Annotated in this window: 15 protein-coding genes; 4 read left to right on the plus strand and 11 right to left on the minus strand. The window is 64.8% G+C overall.

Annotated elements, in window-relative coordinates; all coding sequences use genetic code 11:
• The first annotated feature begins 129 nt into the window (after window positions 1-129).
• On the plus strand, window positions 130-1,215 hold the full coding sequence (locus tag NKI67_RS07500) for a PLP-dependent cysteine synthase family protein (RefSeq protein ID WP_023678947.1): 1,086 nt from the start codon (window positions 130-132) through the stop codon (window positions 1,213-1,215).
• A gap of 25 nt (window positions 1,216-1,240) precedes the next feature.
• Window positions 1,241-2,770, plus strand: coding sequence for a pyridoxal phosphate-dependent decarboxylase family protein (locus NKI67_RS07505; RefSeq protein ID WP_023678946.1), 1,530 nt, complete (start codon window positions 1,241-1,243; stop codon window positions 2,768-2,770).
• Window positions 2,771-2,909: 139 nt separating this feature from the next.
• Here the strand turns inward: NKI67_RS07505 and NKI67_RS07510 are convergent, their stop codons facing one another.
• The 8 genes from NKI67_RS07510 to NKI67_RS07545 form a co-directional block, all read right to left on the minus strand.
• Window positions 2,910-4,550, minus strand: a complete 1,641-nt coding sequence (locus NKI67_RS07510; RefSeq protein WP_352644918.1) for an ABC transporter substrate-binding protein — start codon at window positions 4,548-4,550, stop codon at window positions 2,910-2,912.
• Window positions 4,551-4,871: 321 nt separating this feature from the next.
• Window positions 4,872-5,864 carry an alpha/beta hydrolase gene (locus NKI67_RS07515; RefSeq protein WP_051406197.1) on the minus strand — a complete coding sequence of 331 codons (993 nt, stop codon included), beginning with the start codon at window positions 5,862-5,864 and terminating at the stop codon, window positions 4,872-4,874.
• 16 nt (window positions 5,865-5,880) lie between these two features.
• Window positions 5,881-6,558, minus strand: coding sequence for an isochorismatase family protein (locus NKI67_RS07520; RefSeq protein WP_352644919.1), 678 nt, complete (start codon window positions 6,556-6,558; stop codon window positions 5,881-5,883).
• A 20-nt stretch (window positions 6,559-6,578) separates the two neighbouring features.
• Entirely contained in the window at window positions 6,579-7,883 is a 1,305-nt protein-coding gene (locus tag NKI67_RS07525; RefSeq protein WP_023678942.1) for a M24 family metallopeptidase, read from the minus strand.
• A gap of 276 nt (window positions 7,884-8,159) precedes the next feature.
• Entirely contained in the window at window positions 8,160-9,137 is a 978-nt protein-coding gene (locus NKI67_RS07530) for a GlxA family transcriptional regulator (protein ID WP_023675891.1), read from the minus strand.
• Between the two features lie 282 nt (window positions 9,138-9,419).
• On the minus strand, window positions 9,420-10,601 hold the full coding sequence (locus NKI67_RS07535) for a cystathionine gamma-synthase (protein WP_023675892.1): 1,182 nt from the start codon (window positions 10,599-10,601) through the stop codon (window positions 9,420-9,422).
• Complete coding sequence (locus NKI67_RS07540; RefSeq protein ID WP_023675893.1) at window positions 10,598-12,022, minus strand: pyridoxal-phosphate dependent enzyme; 1,425 nt, start codon at window positions 12,020-12,022, stop codon at window positions 10,598-10,600. Before NKI67_RS07540 ends, NKI67_RS07535 begins: the two co-directional genes overlap by 4 nt.
• 185 nt (window positions 12,023-12,207) lie before the next feature.
• A complete protein-coding gene (locus NKI67_RS07545; protein WP_245274665.1) occupies window positions 12,208-12,699 on the minus strand; it encodes a RidA family protein in 492 nt (163 codons plus the stop codon).
• 79 nt (window positions 12,700-12,778) lie between these two features.
• On the opposite strand from NKI67_RS07545, the gene NKI67_RS07550 reads away from it, so the two are divergent.
• Window positions 12,779-13,108 (plus strand): hypothetical protein, encoded by a 330-nt coding sequence (locus NKI67_RS07550; protein ID WP_023675896.1) that lies wholly within the window; start codon window positions 12,779-12,781, stop codon window positions 13,106-13,108.
• Window positions 13,105-13,752: a cysteine hydrolase family protein gene (locus NKI67_RS07555; protein WP_031211561.1), complete on the plus strand. Its 648-nt coding sequence runs from the start codon at window positions 13,105-13,107 to the stop codon at window positions 13,750-13,752. Before NKI67_RS07550 ends, NKI67_RS07555 begins: the two co-directional genes overlap by 4 nt.
• Before the next feature lie 115 nt (window positions 13,753-13,867).
• Here the strand turns inward: NKI67_RS07555 and NKI67_RS07560 are convergent, their stop codons facing one another.
• The 3 genes from NKI67_RS07560 to NKI67_RS07570 form a co-directional block, all read right to left on the minus strand.
• Complete coding sequence (locus tag NKI67_RS07560; protein ID WP_023675899.1) at window positions 13,868-14,221, minus strand: winged helix-turn-helix transcriptional regulator; 354 nt, start codon at window positions 14,219-14,221, stop codon at window positions 13,868-13,870.
• Window positions 14,222-14,555: 334 nt separating this feature from the next.
• On the minus strand, window positions 14,556-15,902 hold the full coding sequence (locus tag NKI67_RS07565; RefSeq protein WP_023675901.1) for an FAD/NAD(P)-binding protein: 1,347 nt from the start codon (window positions 15,900-15,902) through the stop codon (window positions 14,556-14,558).
• A gap of 49 nt (window positions 15,903-15,951) precedes the next feature.
• The gene (locus NKI67_RS07570) at window positions 15,952-16,404 is read right to left on the minus strand and encodes an RrF2 family transcriptional regulator (RefSeq protein ID WP_023675902.1); all 453 of its coding nucleotides are present in this window, start codon (window positions 16,402-16,404) and stop codon (window positions 15,952-15,954) included.
• Window positions 16,405-16,454: the final 50 nt, after the last annotated feature.

Genomic DNA, 16,454 nt, shown 5'->3' on the forward strand with positions numbered 1-16,454 from the left:
CCCGCTCCGGATGCTGGCATTGCCGGAGGCAAATGTAGCGCGGCAAGGTCTCGAAACCTCGCCGCCCAAGCCACCGGTCTGTAACCGGCCCGTGACGACAAGAGACAACGACAAGGCGAGGAGATCGACATGTTGCATCAACAGAAAATCAGAACCACCGCCGGGCGCGGCCGTCTGTTCGACAGCATTCTCGACACGGTCGGCGATACGCCGGTGATCCGCATCAATAATCTCGGACCGGACCATGCCACGATCTATGTGAAGGCCGAGTTCTTCAATCCCGCCGCCTCGGTGAAGGACCGGCTGGCGCTCAACATCATCGAGGAAGGCGAGCTCAGCGGCGCTCTAAAGCCTGGCCAGACCGTGGTCGAGGCGACCAGCGGCAACACCGGCATCGGCCTTGCCATGGTCTGCGCCCAGAAGGGCTATCCGCTGGTGGTGACGATGGCCGACAGTTTTTCCATCGAACGCCGCAAGCTGATGCGCATGCTGGGCGCCAAGGTGGTGCTGACGCCGCGCGCCCAGAAGGGTTTCGGCATGTACAAGAAGGCGGTGGAGCTCGCCGAAGCCAATGGCTGGTTCCTGGCCCGCCAGTTCGAAACCAAGGCCAACGCCGCCATTCACGAAGCGACGACGGCGCGCGAGATCATCAACGATTTCGCCGGCTCGCGGCTCGACTGCTTCGTCACCGGCTACGGCACGGGCGGCACCGTCGCCGGCGTCGGACGCGTGCTGCGCCGCGAGCGGCCGGAGACCCGGATCGTGCTCGCCGAACCGGCCAATGCGCAGCTTATCGGCAGCGGCAAGCCGCAGCAGCGCGGCACCGGCGGCGCGCCTGCCGCCAGCCATCCGGCGTTCGAGCCGCATCCGATCCAGGGCTGGACGCCCGACTTCATTCCGGACGTGCTGCAGGAGGCGATAGACGCAAGCCTCTATGACGAGGTGGTGCCGATTGCCGGGCCCGAGGGCATGAAATGGGCCAAGGCGCTGGCGCAGAAGGAAGGGATTTTCACCGGCATCTCCGGCGGAGCGACCTTCGCGGTGGCGCGGCAGATCGCGGAAAAGGCGGCGCCCGGCTCGGTGATCCTGTGCATGCTGCCCGATACTGGCGAACGCTACATGACGACACCGCTGTTCGACGGCATCGAGGCGGAGATGGACGCCGAGGAGACTGCGCTTTCGCAGTCGACGCCCGGCTGCCAGTTTCCGGCGTGACGGCGGCATATCGGGAGCGACCTGCATGGACACGCCGTCTGGATTGCCCGCCACGACCGCCGAGGAAACGCTTGACCCCTCGGACTGGGGAGATGTGCAGGTCCTGTCGCATCGGGTCGTCGACGATGCCGTCGCCTACCTGCGCGATGTCAGAGAGCGGCCGGTGTGGCAGGAGATGCCTGGAGATGTGAGGGAGTTCTTCACCGCGTCCCTGCCGCAATCGCCAACGCCGCTGGCCGATGTCTATGGCGACGTTGTCAAGAAGCTGATGGCCTATCCAATGGGCAATATCCATCCGCGCTTCTGGGCCTGGTACATGGGGTCGAGCAATTTCACCGGGGCGCTCGGTGATTTCCTGGCGGCGATCCAGGGCTCCAACCTCGGCGGCGGCAACCACGCCGCCGCCTTGATGGACGGCCAGGTCGTCGATTGGCTGAAGCAGATGCTGGGCTTTCCGCAATCGGCCAGCGGCACGCTGGTCAGCGGCGGCTCGATGGCCAACATCATCGGGCTGACCGTGGCGCGCAACGCCAAGGCCGGCATCGACATACGCGAGCACGGCGTTGCCGGCATCGACAAGCCGCTGCGTTTCTACGGCTCCGACCAGCTTCACTCCTGTCACCGCAAGGCGATGGAAGTGCTCGGCCTCGGCAACCGGGCGCTGCGTCGCATCCCGAGCGATGCCGGGCTGCGGATCGACATCGCTGCGTTGCGGGCGGCGATCGCCGAGGACCGCGACGCCGGCTTCAAGCCGGCCTGCGTAATCGGTACGGCCGGCACGGTGAACACCGGCGCAATCGACGATCTGCAAGCGCTGGCTGACCTGGCGGCAAAAGAGGATCTGTGGTTTCACGTCGATGGCTGCATCGGCGCCTTGCTTGCGATTGCGCCAGACAATTCGCATCGCGTTGCCGGCATCGAGCACGCCCACTCGATCGCGCTCGATCCGCATAAATGGCTGCACGCGCCATTCGAGGTCGGCTGCGCGCTGATCCGGGATGCCTCCGTGCATCGCGGCACGTTCGCGGTGACGCCGGAATATCTGGAATCGACGCCGCGCGGCCTGGCCTCCGGCCAATGGCTGCACGATTACGGCCTGCAGACGACGCGCGGCTTTCGCGCTCTGAAGGTGTGGATGGCGTTGCGAGAGCACGGCATCGAAAAGTTCGGCCGGCTGATCGACCAGAACATCGCGCAAGGGCATTATCTCGGCGCGCTGATCGCGGCCGAACCGGCACTCGAACTGGTAGCGCCGGTGAGCATCAACATCGTCTGCTTTCGCTACCGCGCGGACGGACTGGGCGGGGAGCGCCTGAAAGCGCTCAATACCGAGATCATGCTGAGGCTGCAGGAAGAAGGCATCGCCGCCATTTCCGACACGACGGTGCATGGCCAGCATAGCCTCAGGGTGGCGATCAACAACCACCGCACCCGGCGCGACGATCTGGACCTGCTGGTGCGGGAGACCGTGCGGCTTGGACTGGAGATTTCAAGGCCTGGCGTGGCTCTTCCTTCTCGCCTTGTGGGAGAAGGTGGACGCGAAGCGGCCGGATGAGGGGTGTTCCAGCTTGATACTGACGGCACTCCGTCCGCACCCCTCAACCGTCTTGGCGCTGCGCGCCAATCCACCTTCTCCCACAAGGGGAGAAGGTGGAAGGAGCGGCGCTGGCCCCGACAATTGGTCGTCTGCAAGGCTACGCCTCGAGCCAAACCTTCTCGAAATGCTGCTCGAGCGACTGGTGCTGCTCGCAGCCATGCACGCCCTTGCGGTAGGTGCGGTAGACCGAGCGCCAGTAGGGCTGGATGATGACGCCGGAATCGCGCAGATTCTGTTCGATCTTGGCCATGAGCTCCTTGCGGGCGCCGGGATCGGGCATCGCCAGCGCCTTGTCGAGCAGACTGTCGAATTCCGGATCGGCGTAGGCGCTCTCGTTCCACGCGGCGCCAGACTTATAAGCGAGCGCCAGCACCTGGACGCCGAGCGGCCGGCCGAGCCATTCCGTGCAGGAGAAAGGATATTTGCTCCAGTCGTTCCAGAAGGTCGCGGCCGGCAGCACGGTGCGCTTGATCTTCAGCCCGGCCTCGCGCATCTGCGCGGCGATGGCGTCGCCGGTGCTCTTCTGCCAGTCGACGTCGACCGAGATGAGTTCGTATTCGTGGTCGGCCTTGCTGGCCTCGGCGAGCAGGGCCTTGGCTTGATCAATGTTGCGGAGGGCCGGGCCGATATCGGCATATTCGGGATGCATCGGCCCGACATGATGGTTCTCGGCAGGCTTGCCGCGGTTGTCCATGCCGATCTTCAGCACGGCGGCATTGTCGACGGCAAGTTGGGCGGCGCGCCGCACCTTGATGTCGTCATAGGGCGGGTTGCCGACGTTGAAACGCGCCACGATGGTCGAACCGGTGGCGATCTCGGAATTGCTCAGGCCCATGGACTCGGTCTGCGCAACCGTATCGGAGGCGGTTTCGTGGTCGGTGTCGATCTCGCCCGATTCGAAGGCCGACAGCATGGCGTTGGGGTCGGAGCCGTAGTCGACCCATTTGATGCCGTCGAGGTAGAACTCGCCCTTCCACCATGGCTTGTCCTTGCGGCGGACTTCGGCGCCGACCTCGGCGTCCCATGCCACGAGTTCGCAAGGCCCGGTGGTGATCGCCAATGCCTTCAGCGGATCGCCGTCGCCTTCATAGCTGCGGTGCATGATCAGCGCCGGATAGTCGGCCATGCCGGCGATCAGCGAAATGTCGGGCTTGGGCAAATTGAGCCGGACGGTGAAATCGTCGACGCGCTCGATGCCGCCGTCGACGGCCTTCTTGGTATCGGCGTTGACCAGTGCGCCCATGCGCGCGGCCACCGAATTGCCGGCGACGGACGCATCGCACCAGCGCGTCAGATTGTGGATCACGTCGTCGGCGTTGAAGGTGTCGCCGTTCGACCAGGTGATGCCCTTGCGGACATGCAGCGTCAGCACGCGGGCGTCGTCGCTGGTTTCCCAGCTCTCGAGCAGCCATGGCTCGAAGGTGAAGTCGCGCTTCCAGCGCACCAAATATTCGTTGCACTGGCGGGCGACGTTGGACATCTCGACGCCGTCGAAGGTGCGCGGATCCTTCCAGCCCTTGACGTTCATGGCGACGCGCAAGATGCCGCCGCGCTTCGGCTCCTCGGCCCTGGCCGGTGACGGCGCAAGCCCGCCGAGCGCCAGCGCGCCGGTAGCGCTGACGCCGAGCGCAGCCATGGTGGCGAGATATTCGCGCCGGTTCATCTGGCCTTTCTTGAAGCCATCGGCGACGGGCTCGGCCTGCGGATGCAGTTTTCGATCGGTCAGCATGAACTTCATTGTCGTCATTCCCCTGTTGTTGGGCACCTCTGCCGATCGCCAAACGCGGGGGACGGATGCGATCGCCGGAGCGCCATTGCCTCGGGGATGATAGGGCGAGCTCCCGTGGGGGAGTGTTCGGACTTCCGCAGTTCTTGTGCGCTGTTCCGCAAACGGAAGGTCCCCCTCACCCGGATTGCCAACCGAATTGCGAAGGGCAATTCGGGGCAATCCGACCTCTCCCCCGGGGGGAGACGAGGTCGCCAGCGTTGATGCCAGCCTCTTCTCCCCAGCGGGGAGAAGGTGGACGCGAAGCGGCCGGATGAGGGGGCCTTCGCAACCTCAGTAAGGCCAGTCGCCTTTGCCGAGCGCGGCGATGGCCGCAATGATGCGCCCGAAGGCTTCGCCGGCTCGCGGCACGGTCTTGCGGGCGCGTAGAAAGCTATGCACGAGGCGCGGCTCCTCATGCCACCAGGCGCGACCGGCGGCGGCGAGGATGCGGTCGCGATAGGCCTCGCCTTCCGAGGACAGCGGGTCGCATTGCGCGGTGACGATGACCGTCGGCGGCAGCCCGGAGAAGTCGGTGTCGCTGAGCGGCGAAAAGGTCGGGTCGTCCTGCGACTGTCCCTTCGCCGACCGGATCTGGCGATAGAACTCGATGTCGCGCAACGTCAGCAGCGGCGCTTCGGCGTGCTCGACACAGGACCCGGCGCTCTCTTTGCCAACTGGTTCCGGGCCGCCGAGCTCGGGATAGATCAGCACCTGGCCGATCGCATGGCGAGGATGGCGGCGTGTCGCCTGTGCCACCGCAGCGGCCAGATTGCCGCCGGCGCTTTCGCCGCAGAGCACTATCGGCAGGCCGGCCGTCGCCGTCGCCCATTCGAATACGGCCAGCGCATCGTCGAAGGCGGCCGGATGCAGATGCTCGGGCGCCAGCCGGTAATCGGCGGACAGCACGGCAAAGCCGGTGCCGGCGCATATCTCGGCGCAGATGTCGTCATGGCTGTCGAGCCCGCCAAGGACGAAGCCGCCGCCGTGATAATAGACAACCATCGCTTGCGGCGCCGTGCCCGCCATCTGGTAACGCCGGACCGAGATCGCACGGTCGCCGGCAGGAACCGCGCTGTCGCTGGCCTTGACGCCGGGTGGATAGGGCTCGCGAAACGCCCGGCACGTGGCATCATAGACCGCCCGCTGCCTGTCGATCGGCATGTAGACGATTTCGGGCGGATACCACTCGTTGACCCGATCGATATAGGCCCACAGCTCCGGATCGAGCAGCGTTTGGTATTTTCCGCGCCCTCTCGTTCCGGGTCGCTCGGCCTCGGTGATCATCGCTGCGCGATCCCGCTCAGAGCTCGGCGTAGAGCCGGGCAGCATTTTCATAGCTGAAGCGCAGCGGCACCGAGCCCTCGACCTGCCAGGCTTCGACCGTCTCGCCTGCCAGCAGCAGGCAGGCGCCGTCGGTGGTGGTGACGGCACCGCCATAGAGCCGGTTGGCAAGGTTGAGGATGGCCGTCTGGTGCATCGCCGTGCTGCCGCTGCCGCAGGCATCCTTGACCAGCAGCACTCGAAACCCAAGCGCCACCGCATCCTTGACGGTGGCATCGATGCAGGCCTCGGTCCAGACGCCGGCAACGACCAGCCACTCGATGCCGTCGGCCTTCAGCCGCTCGGCGGCAGGCCCCGCGCGGAAGGCGCTGGCATCGGTCTTGACCAGCATCATCTCGCCTGTCGCCGGGCCCACTTCCGCGCAGATCGCAGTCAGCGGATCGTCCTTGTCGGAAAACGCCGACTTGCCGCTGGCCTCGACCGGGTGGAACGGCCGCGCCGTGGCGAGATCGACGATATAGGCCCAGTGGTAAAGGGGCACATTGTTGGCCCGCGCCGCCTCCTGCAGCCGCTGGACGTTGGCGAGGATGTCGCCATAGCCTTCGACCAGATAGCGCTTGTCCCGCCGATGCTCCTCCTGGAGATCGATGAACACCGCCGCCACCTTGCCGCGCTTGATCGAGATCGGGCTTTTCATGCAAAACTGCCTGTCAACACTCAAACATGCCTGTCAAGGAAATCATCCTCATAGGGGAAGCGCGACAGGAGCTCGGTGCCGGTCTCGGTGATCAGGATCTCGTCTTCCAGCTTGACGCCCTCGCGGCCGCCCTTCTCGCCGATATAGCTTTCGACGCTGACCACCATGCCGGGCACGATGTCACCGTCGCGGCCATAGGTCTCGTAGTCCATGGCGTGCGCTATGAACGGCGTTTCGCCATGCATGCCGACGCCGTGCATGACCGAGGTATAACGCTGGTCGACGAAGCGGTCCGGTATCTTCCAGGCCCTTTCGGCAATCGCGCGAAACGCCATGCCCGGCTTGACGACCCCGATATTGTGCTGAACCTGGTCGTGCGCCATGCGGTAGAGCGACTTCTGATAGTCCGTCGGCTTGCCCGGTCCGCAACGGAAGGTGCGCGAAAAGTCCGAATAATAGCCGTAGCAGCCGATCGTATCGGTATCGAGCGCCAAGAGTTCGCCCGGCCTGATCTTGCGGCCGCTCGCCTCGTTGAACCACGGATTGGTGCGCTGGCCCGAGGTCAGCAGCCGGGTCTCGATGAACTCGCCGCCTTGCCGGATCACCTCACCATACATGATGGCGAACAGCTCGTTTTCGGAAACGCCAGGCTTGATCGCCTCGCGCACCGCATAGACCGCAGCCTCGGCACCAGCCATCGACACCTGCAGGCATTTTACTTCCTCGGGCGTCTTGACCGCGCGCACCGCCAAAATCTCGCCCTGGCAATCCCGCACCTCGCAGCCGCGCTTTTCCAGCGCCAGTGCCTGCAGATGGCTGCAGCGGTCAAGGCCGAGCTTCATCGAGCCGCCGCCATGCGCCTTGAGCAATTCGGCGATCTCATCGGCGAACGGGCCGGCGGTCTCGTCGTCGCGGCCTGACACCGATGACCAGACCAGCTTGGACGGACGCGCCTCGTCGATCGTGTCGAGCACCATCGAGACATGGTAGCTCTGCGGATATTCGAACAACACGATCGGCCCTTCGGTGGGGATGAAGAAGTAGCGCGTCGAGTTGCGCAGGAAATAGCCGAACATGTTGCGCGAGCCGGTGGCGTAGCGCTGGTTGTTGGGGTCGAACAAAACGACGCCGCCATAGCCGGCCTCGCGCATCCAGGCGCGCAGCCTGGCCAGCCGGCCCTTGCGCAGCGCGTCGGCGTCGATGAAGGACGGCTCGGTGTCCGACAGCCACATGCCGCCGGCCGGATCCGCCGCCGCCGGATGGCGCATGCGGTCCTTGAAGTCGACATCCTCGGTGCTGTCGGGGTCAAAAACGACGATGCTCATGGGTGCCTCCTGGAAGCGGCGAGGATGGGCTATGCGCCGCGTAGAGGCTGTGCGAGATGCCGCATATGTTGTGCCGGATGCCGCAGCCCCGACGCGCCGGCGATCCTTCGCGCCCCTCTCTGTCCTGCCGGACATCTCCCCCCACGAGGGGGGAGATCGGCAGCTTCGCCGATGGCGCTACTCTCGCGATGTTGGCAATTGGCGAAAGCGGAGGCGACGGCCAATCTCCCCCCTTTGTGGGGGAGAGTGGGCGGGAACTCGGCGCAGTTAAAACACCTAAGACCGCCGCATCACCTTCGGCGCATGGCCATGCTCCTCCCGAAACGCCCGCGCAAAGCTCGACATCGAGGCAAAGCCGCAGGCCAGCGCGACGTCGCGCACCATCAGCGTCGAATGCGCCAAGAGGTCGGCGGCACGCTTCAGCCGCAGGCGGCGGTAATAGCTGTTGGGCGAGATACTGAGTTCGGAGCGGAAATTGCGTTCGAGCTTATCGGAGGAGACACCAAGTCGCCCCGCCAGTTCCGCCATGCCGAGCCGCTCCTCCACCGCATCCTCCATGATGGCGATGGCCGACAGCACCAGTTCGTTCTGCACGCCGGTCCGCAGCCTGAGCGGCATCAGCTTGCGGTCGACGCTGGAGCGTAGCGGGCTGTGCACAAACCATTCGGCGACGCCGGCGGCCAGTTCGGCGCCATAATCGCTGGTGATGATCTCCAGCATCATGTCGAGGCTGCCGACGCCACCGGCCGAAGTGAAGAGCTTGCGGTCGATGACATAGAGATCGCGCCTCAGCTCGATATCCGGAAACGCTTCGGTGAAGGCAGCCTGGCTGGTCCAGTGCAAGGTGCAGGCATGACCGTCGAGCAGGCCGGCCCGAGCCAGGAAGAAGGCGGCATCCGCCACCGCACCGATATGGGCGCCGTCGCGCAGGCTCCTGCGGATCCAGCTCACCGCATCGTGCGCGACGAGATGATCGGCATCGCCGCCCGAGCAGACGACGACGCGATCGACCTTCGGCGCGTCATGGGCGGCAAAGCCGGGCTGGATGACGACGCCGTTCGAGGCCTCCACCGGGCCTTCGGCGGCGCCGACGATGATCCAGCGATAGCAGTCCCGCTTGGCCAGCACGTTGGCGGCGCGGAGCGGCTCGATCACCGAGCTGAACGCCATCATCGGAAAGCCTGGGAAGACCAGGATGGCAAAGGTTAGGGGGGTGTCGCTTGCCGTCGGTTGGTTGCGTTGTCGGTTGTTCATAGCTTATGGAGCCAAAAGGATCGGGACGCTACAATTCAGGCAGATGCGCCCTGGGTCAACGGAATAGCGTGCAAGCTTGGGGGTGCGACGCAGAACAATTGCCGCTTGTCGGCGATCCCTCACGCCCCCCTCTGTCCTGCCGGACGTCTCCCCTTCGCCGTCCCGTCCGTTTCAGCGTTGGAGATTGGCGAAAGCGCAAGATAATGGCCAATCTCCCCCCTCGTGGGGAGATTCCCGGTAGGGCAGAGGGGGCGCCGTCCCGCCGACGTCTCGCTATCCGGCTCAACTGGCCAGCGCCTGATCCAGATCCGCGATCAGATCGTCGCCGTCCTCGATCCCGGCCGACAACCGCACCAGCGAATCCGAAATCCCGATCTCGGCGCGTTTTTTCGCCGGGATCGAGCCGTGCGTCATCAGCGCCGGGTGCTCGATCAGGCTTTCGACGCCGCCGAGGCTTTCGGCCAGCGTGAACAGTTGCGTATGTTCGAGGAAGCGTTTGGTGCCGGCGAGGTCGCGGTCGAGCTCGACCGTGATCATGCCGCCGAAGGCGTGCATCTGCCGCCTGGCGATGGCGTGCTGCGGGTGGCTGGGCAGGCCGGGATAGATGACACGGCGGATGTCGGGACGGCTTTCCAGCCAGTGCGCGATCTTCTGCCCGTTCGACGAATGACGCTCCATCCTCAGCGCCAGCGTCTTCAGTCCGCGCAGCGCCAGGAAACTGTCGAACGGCCCTGAAATGGCGCCGATGGCGTTCTGCAGGAATTTCAGCCGGTCGGCGAGATCCTTGTTGTCGCCGACCACGGCGACGCCGCCGACCATGTCGGAATGGCCGTTGAGGTATTTCGTCGTCGAATGGACCACGATGTCGATGCCGAGCTCCAGCGGCCGCTGCAGATAGGGGCTGCAGAAAGTGTTGTCGGCGACTGAGAGCACGCCTTTGCGCCTGGCAAGTGCCGCGACGCCTTCGAGGTCGACGACACGCAGCAGCGGGTTGGTCGGCGTCTCGACCCAGAGCAGTTTGGTTTCCGGGCGGATCGCCGCCTCGACCGCGGCAAGGTCGGTGAAGTCGACGAAGTCGACCTGCAAATTGGCCGAGCGCTTGCGCACCCGTTCCAGCAGCCGGAACGTGCCGCCATAGATGTCGTCGGTGGCGACGATATGCGCGCCTGAATCGAGCAATTCGAAAATGGTTGCGATCGCCGCCAGCCCCGAAGCGAAGGCGAAGGCGGCTGTGCCGCTTTCGAGGTCGGCCACCGCGCGCTCGAAGGCGAAGCGGGTCGGGTTCTGGCTGCGGGCATATTCAAAGCCCTTGTGCACGCCCGGGCTCTGCTGACCGTAGGTCGAAGTGGCATAGATCGGTACCATCACCGCGCCCGTCGTCGGGTCGTGGCTCTGGCCGCCATGGATGGTGCGCGTCGAAAAGGCGAGGCGGTTTTTGCCCGATACGGTGGCTTTGACGGTCATCGGGCGCGCCTCAGATGGTTGATCAGGTCGATGCGTGTTATCAGGCCGATGAATTCGTCGCCATCGAAGACGATGGCGACCTCGTTGCGATCGAAGACCGGCAGCAACGCGTCCAGCGTCTGGCTGGCTTCCAGCGTGTGCAGGGTAGAGGTCATAGCCGTACTGACCGGGGCCTTGAAGCGGTCCCAGCGGCTGTCATAGGGGCCTTCGACCTTGGCGAGGATATCGCTTTCGTCGATGATGCCGACGAGCTTGCCCTCGTCCAGCACCGGCAGCTGCGAGACATCCGATCGGCGCATGCGGCCATAGGCGTTGAGCAGGCTTTCGTCCGGGCCGACGGACACGACATCGCCGGTGCGGAGCGTGCGCATGACCAGGTCCCGCAGATCGCCATGCTGCTCCTGCTCGGCCAGGCCCTGCTCGACCAGCCAGAAATCGTCGAAGACTTTCGACAGGTACTTGTTGCCGCTGTCGCAGACGAAGGTACCGACGCGCTTCGGCACGGTCTGCTCGCGGCAATAGCGAAGCGCTGCCGAAAGCAGCGTACCGGACGACGAGCCGGCGAGAATGCCTTCCTTCGAAAGCAGGTCGCGCACCGCAAGCATGCTCTGCTTGTCGGGGATGGAATAGGCCTTCCTGACCAGCGACAGATCGGCATTGGGCGGCACGAAATCCTCGCCGATGCCTTCGACGGTCCAGCTTCCGGCCTCTACCATCTTGCCGGTCTTGATCAACGGTGCCAGCACCGAGCCGACCGGATCGGCCAAAATCATCTCGGTCTTCGGCGAGACTTTCGCAAAATAGCGGCCAAGCCCGGTCAGCGTGCCGCCGGAGCCGACGCCGACGACCACCGCATCGACATCGCCTCCGAGCTGTTGAAAGATTTCCGGCCCGGTCGTGGTTTCGTGGGCCAGCGGATTGGCCGGGTTGGCAAACTGGTTGGCGTAGAAGGCGCCGGGCAACTCGGCGGCGATCTTTTCGGCCATGTCCTGATAATATTCGGCATGGCCCTTGCCGACATCGGAACGCGTCATGCGCACTTCCGCGCCGAGCGCCCTCAGATGCTGGATTTTTTCGCGCGACATCTTGTCGGGCACGACGAGGATGATGCGGTAGCCCTTGGGGATGCCGACCTGGGCGAGACCAAGACCGGTATTGCCGGCGGTCGCCTCCACGATCGTCCCGCCGCGTTTCAGTTTGCCCTGTTTTTCGGCGGCGGCAATCATCGACAGCGCGATGCGGTCCTTGATCGAGCCACCGGGATTCTGGCTTTCGAGCTTGATGAACAGCCGGCACTTGCCGATGTCGAATTTGGTCAGCTCGACGACCGGTGTCTGCCCGATCAGGTCGAGAACCGAGGCATAGGGCGGGCGCAGGCGGGACGATGCATCGTCTGGTGCCACGATCTTGTGCTTGCTCATGTCAGATGCTCCGTTGCCAGAATGAGCAACCGCCCTGGAAGACGGCAACCTACCGTCTTTTCCAGCCGTTTGCAGTTGGAAAGAAGATAGATCGTGCCAATCCGGCCGCCAGCAGGGGAATGGAATTTCGCGAAAGCTTCGCCGGCCTGCAGGCAGGCAAAAGATTTGCAGAACCCGCTTAGGGTTCAGGCGATCGCCGCCTGGGCTTCGGTCTCGATCAGAAAATCCGGATTACCGAGGCCGGCGACGCGCAGCACCTTGATGATCGGCGGCGCGCCACGGTTTGCCCAGAAGGCCATCCAGGCGCCGAAGGCCGGCCCTATGTCCAGGTCGCCGGCGATATAGACCGAGAGGCTGACGAGGTCTTCAGGCTCTGCCCCACCGGCTTCGAGCACCTTTGCCAGGTTGGAAAGCGCCTGAGCGGCCTGTGCAGGGAGATCGTCCCTGGCGACGATCCGGCCTTGCGCGTCGACGCCATTCTGGCCGCCGACCAGCACGATGCGCGCGGATGCCGGCAGCGACACGCCTTGCGAATAGGCCGGATTGCTGTGCATGCCCTCGGGGTTCAGCCTTTCGATGTCACCGCGCTTTTCCTCCTCAGCGAAAATTATCCCGCGGCCGCCCGGCCGCCCATAGGGATCGCGCGGCACAGAACGGCAATCGTGCGGCCGTTTCAACGCACCATCTCGTTCGTTGCGGCTGCCGATTCCGCCATGCTACCCGGCGCTGGGCGAACAGCAATGCAAGGAACGGCCGATGAAGATTCTTGCCTATGACAATTTCAGGCCCGGCGTCACGCTCGACGATTTGCGGCCTTATCTGCGCGACGAAGTGTCGAATGTCTGGCGGCTCTGGAAGGCGGGGATCGTGCGCGAGAACTATGCGCGCGGCGATATTGGCGGCGTCATCATCGTCTTCGAGCTCGACAGCGTCGCGGAAGCGAGGCGATACACCGAGGACTTCCCGCTGTCCAAGGCCGGGCTGCTGGAATGGCACTTCATCGCCTTCGACGCGCCATTGCCGCTGGAATTCCTGTTCGATCCGACGGTCGATATCGCCAAGCCATGGGACCGGACTGCGGCATGATCCGGGCGAGCGACGGGATCGAAATCCCGGCCAGCCTGGCTGAGTGGTGCGATCCGCGCCGCACGGCGCTGGTGGTCTACGACATGCAGGTCGGCATCTGCCGGCAGGTGGCCGGCGCCGCCACCATCGTCGAGCGCACCGGCACGGTGCTGGAAGCGGCGCGCATGGCCGGAATGCGGGTGGCGTTCACGCGCCATCTGTCGCTGCCGCGCAAATGGATGGGCGCGACGCAGCTGCGCACCGCCATGAACTGGCAGCGGCGCGACAGCCCCGACACGGTTGAGCCGTGGTTCCCGCGCGACGCCGAAGCGACGCGGATCGTGCCCGAGCTGGAACCCCGCGATGACGAGGCGGTGTTCGACAAGCTCACGATGTCGGCCTTCGATTCCACCGCGCTCGGCTTTGCCTTGCGCGATTGCGGCGTGCGCACGATAGCGCTCGCTGGCATCGCCATGGAGATCGGCATCGAGCCGACCGTTCGCCAGGCGACCGACAATGGCTTTGTCGCCGTGGTAATCGACGACGCCTGTGGCTTCGGCAACCGCGAAGCGCGCGACCGCTCGATGGCGACGCTACGCTTCCTCGGCGAAGCCGTCGTCACCGACGTCGCAAGCTTCTGCAGCGCGCTTGCCGGCGCGGGTTGAGGGCAATCGGCTTGCCGCGCGACCCACCGTTTCACGGCAACGCCGAACCGCTCCATCGCTTTGTCTTCACGCAATTGCGGACGGAAAACCGCTCCGCGCTTTTCCCGGAATTGATCTAGGTGGTGGCTGCGCTGTCGGTGCGAAAACGCACGCCCTCGGCGCGGCCGTGCACGCTGCCCCAGTCGTAGAGCGCCTGGAGCGCGGCGGCGAGATCTTCACCGCGCCCGGTCAAGGCATAGCGCCCCTTGCCGTCGGGCGACGTCTCGAGCGTGACGAAGCCGATCTCGACAAGCTCGGCCAGGCGCTGCGTCAGCATCTTGTCCGAGAGTGAGGGGATCAGCCGGCGCAGGTCGGAATAGCGCATCGGCTGTTCCTTGATCCGCGCCAGGATCACCGTCTTCCATTTGCCGCCGAGCGCGTCGAGCGCGAACTCGACCGGACAGCCGTACAGTCTTCCGCGTTGGGTCATGCGCCAATGCTAGGCAAGGCACGGTGACAACGGAAGCAGAATTTGCCCGGTCATCTGGCCAGGGTCGCGGCTCACGGCCTGGCCGGCTACAAAATCCATGGAGGAGAACGAAGATGAGCGCCCGCGACACCAATCCGGTCAATGCGAGACGGCCGAAACGTGTGGCGTCATCGCCAACCCGGCTGTCTCGACCACCACGGGCTGGCCGGTCGGCTTCTGGTGGAGCGAGCTCCCGCACCCTTGGTTCGCCTTCACCGAACGCGGCTATGTGGCCGAGATCTTTTCACCCGGCGGCAGGTGTCCTGCGTCCGGAATTGCGTCAAGACAAAGGGCCTCATCCGAGTAAGCGCTTGCTTAGCCGCGCACACTGCACGCGAATATCGGGAATGGCGTCGATTTCGAAGAAGGTGCCGCGCGTCAGTGGCCCGACGGCGAGGATCTTGGCGGATACCGTGCCGTCGCCGGCGATGACCTCGCAGTTCGCGGTCACGTCGAGGCCGAGGCGCAGCGGATCCGGCCGTGCCAGCCCACGCTCGACCAGCGACCGCACCACGCTGTTCGAGGTGGTCGAGATGTCCCTGGCGATGCCTGTGCAATCATAGATGCGGGTGACGTCGAAGCTTTCGAGCTGCTGCGTGTGGCGCGACTGGACCTGTACGCTGAAGCCGTCGCCGGCGGCGATCTCGACGACGCGCCCGGCGACAAGGCGGATGCGGCCCGCTTGCACCGCCTCGGCAACGCGGGCGTAGACTTCAGGCGCCATGCGGTGGCGGTGGATGTCCCACCAGGCTTTGGTGTGCTCGACGAAGCGGCGCTTGGCCGAGGACGGCCAGTTCTGCCAGATCTTCTGGTTGAAGGGTCTCAGACCGTCGACGACGTCGCGCCAGTCGATGCCGGCCTTCTGGTTTTCCCGGATCAGGTCGCGGAACCAGCCGACGAAATAGGAAAGCTGGGTGCCGAGCGGAATGTCGGCAACGTCGAGCTTGATCGGATTGCCCTTGCGATGCGGCGAAGGCAGCAGGCCGCGCCGAGACACCGCGACGATCGCGCCGCGGTGGCCGCGCTGCTCGAGCGACAGGAAGGCATCGACCATGCTCAAGCCCGTGCCCAGCACCAGGACTCGGGCTTCGGGGTCGAGCGCAGTGTCCGCCTCGGATCCCATCCTGATCGCATGCCCCTGCCCCGCCCCCGGCTCTTCGTCATGCCCGGTGGCGAGCACGGCAAGATGCGCGACCACGCTGGTGCCATTGGCCAGCGCCACTTCGACGCCTGACGCGGTCGGCGAGATCGACAGGCTCTCCTCGCGGATCAGGCGCAGCCGGCCCGTCTGCTGCTCACGCGCCTCGAGCTCGTCGAGCAGCTCCTTGAGATAGCGGGCGTAGACGCTGCGCGGCGCATAGACCGGCGCCTGTTCCGGCGTTGCCAGGCCGCGTTCAAGCAGCCAGCGCGAGAAATTGCCGGGATCGTCGGCATAGGCGCTCATGCCCGACGCGCTGACATTCAGCACATGTGCCGACAGCAGCGTTGAATAGGCCATGCCTTGCCCAAAATGAGGGCGTTTTTCGATCAAGCTGACACGTAGATCGGGATTGGGCGACTTCAGCAGATGCGCGGCAAGCACGACGCCGCTGGCGCCGCCACCGACAATGATGATCGAACTTGGCGTAGCGCGCACGGTCATGCGCACACCAGCTGTCCTGGCGATCGTCGCCGGCTCAGGAGAGATTGGTTCAGGCTTGGATTTTCAACGCCGCCGAAAAATCCTCGTCGCCGGCGATGTCGCGCATTTCGGCGAGGCTGCGCTGGTCCAGCACCTCGGCGATGGCCTGCCGGACCTCCAGCATCAGGTGTCGGACTTGGCATGTCGCCTCGTTGCAGTCTTCGCAGCGCTGATACTGGGTGCGGCTGGCGCAAGGAATGGGGGCAAGCGGTCCGTCGAGCACGCGCACGACGTGGCCGACCTTGATCTCGTCCGCCGGGCGTGCCAGCCGGTAGCCGCCCTCCTTGCCCTTGCGGCTCTGAACGAAACCGGCATTGCGCAATTCGCCAAGGATGGCATCGAGGAACTTCTTCGGAATATTGTTTCCTGTGGCGATGTCGTTGACGAAGGCGAGCTGTCCAACCGGCAGGCGCGCCAGATGGACGAGCGCCTTGAGGCCGTATTTACCTTTTTTCGTGAGCATAACCCGAACGTTTCTCTGTCATGCGATGGCGCAAGGCCACCGGTTGCGAA

Source organism: Mesorhizobium sp. M0408, from assembly GCF_040321495.1.
GTDB lineage: Bacteria > Pseudomonadota > Alphaproteobacteria > Rhizobiales > Rhizobiaceae > Mesorhizobium.

What these genes read in the sequence shown, in the direction of transcription:
- NKI67_RS07500 (WP_023678947.1), top strand. Translation starts at nt 130, where the DNA reads ATGTTGCATCAACAGAAAATCAGAACCACCGCCGGGCGCGGCCGTCTG.
- NKI67_RS07505 (WP_023678946.1), top strand. Translation starts at nt 1,241, where the DNA reads ATGGACACGCCGTCTGGATTGCCCGCCACGACCGCCGAGGAAACGCTT.
- NKI67_RS07510 (WP_352644918.1), bottom strand. Translation starts at nt 4,550, where the DNA reads ATGAAGTTCATGCTGACCGATCGAAAACTGCATCCGCAGGCCGAGCCC.
- NKI67_RS07515 (WP_051406197.1), bottom strand. Translation starts at nt 5,864, where the DNA reads ATGATCACCGAGGCCGAGCGACCCGGAACGAGAGGGCGCGGAAAATAC.
- NKI67_RS07520 (WP_352644919.1), bottom strand. Translation starts at nt 6,558, where the DNA reads ATGAAAAGCCCGATCTCGATCAAGCGCGGCAAGGTGGCGGCGGTGTTC.
- NKI67_RS07525 (WP_023678942.1), bottom strand. Translation starts at nt 7,883, where the DNA reads ATGAGCATCGTCGTTTTTGACCCCGACAGCACCGAGGATGTCGACTTC.
- NKI67_RS07530 (WP_023675891.1), bottom strand. Translation starts at nt 9,137, where the DNA reads ATGAACAACCGACAACGCAACCAACCGACGGCAAGCGACACCCCCCTA.
- NKI67_RS07535 (WP_023675892.1), bottom strand. Translation starts at nt 10,601, where the DNA reads ATGACCGTCAAAGCCACCGTATCGGGCAAAAACCGCCTCGCCTTTTCG.
- NKI67_RS07540 (WP_023675893.1), bottom strand. Translation starts at nt 12,022, where the DNA reads ATGAGCAAGCACAAGATCGTGGCACCAGACGATGCATCGTCCCGCCTG.
- NKI67_RS07550 (WP_023675896.1), top strand. Translation starts at nt 12,779, where the DNA reads ATGAAGATTCTTGCCTATGACAATTTCAGGCCCGGCGTCACGCTCGAC.
- NKI67_RS07555 (WP_031211561.1), top strand. Translation starts at nt 13,105, where the DNA reads ATGATCCGGGCGAGCGACGGGATCGAAATCCCGGCCAGCCTGGCTGAG.
- NKI67_RS07560 (WP_023675899.1), bottom strand. Translation starts at nt 14,221, where the DNA reads ATGACCCAACGCGGAAGACTGTACGGCTGTCCGGTCGAGTTCGCGCTC.
- NKI67_RS07565 (WP_023675901.1), bottom strand. Translation starts at nt 15,902, where the DNA reads ATGACCGTGCGCGCTACGCCAAGTTCGATCATCATTGTCGGTGGCGGC.
- NKI67_RS07570 (WP_023675902.1), bottom strand. Translation starts at nt 16,404, where the DNA reads ATGCTCACGAAAAAAGGTAAATACGGCCTCAAGGCGCTCGTCCATCTG.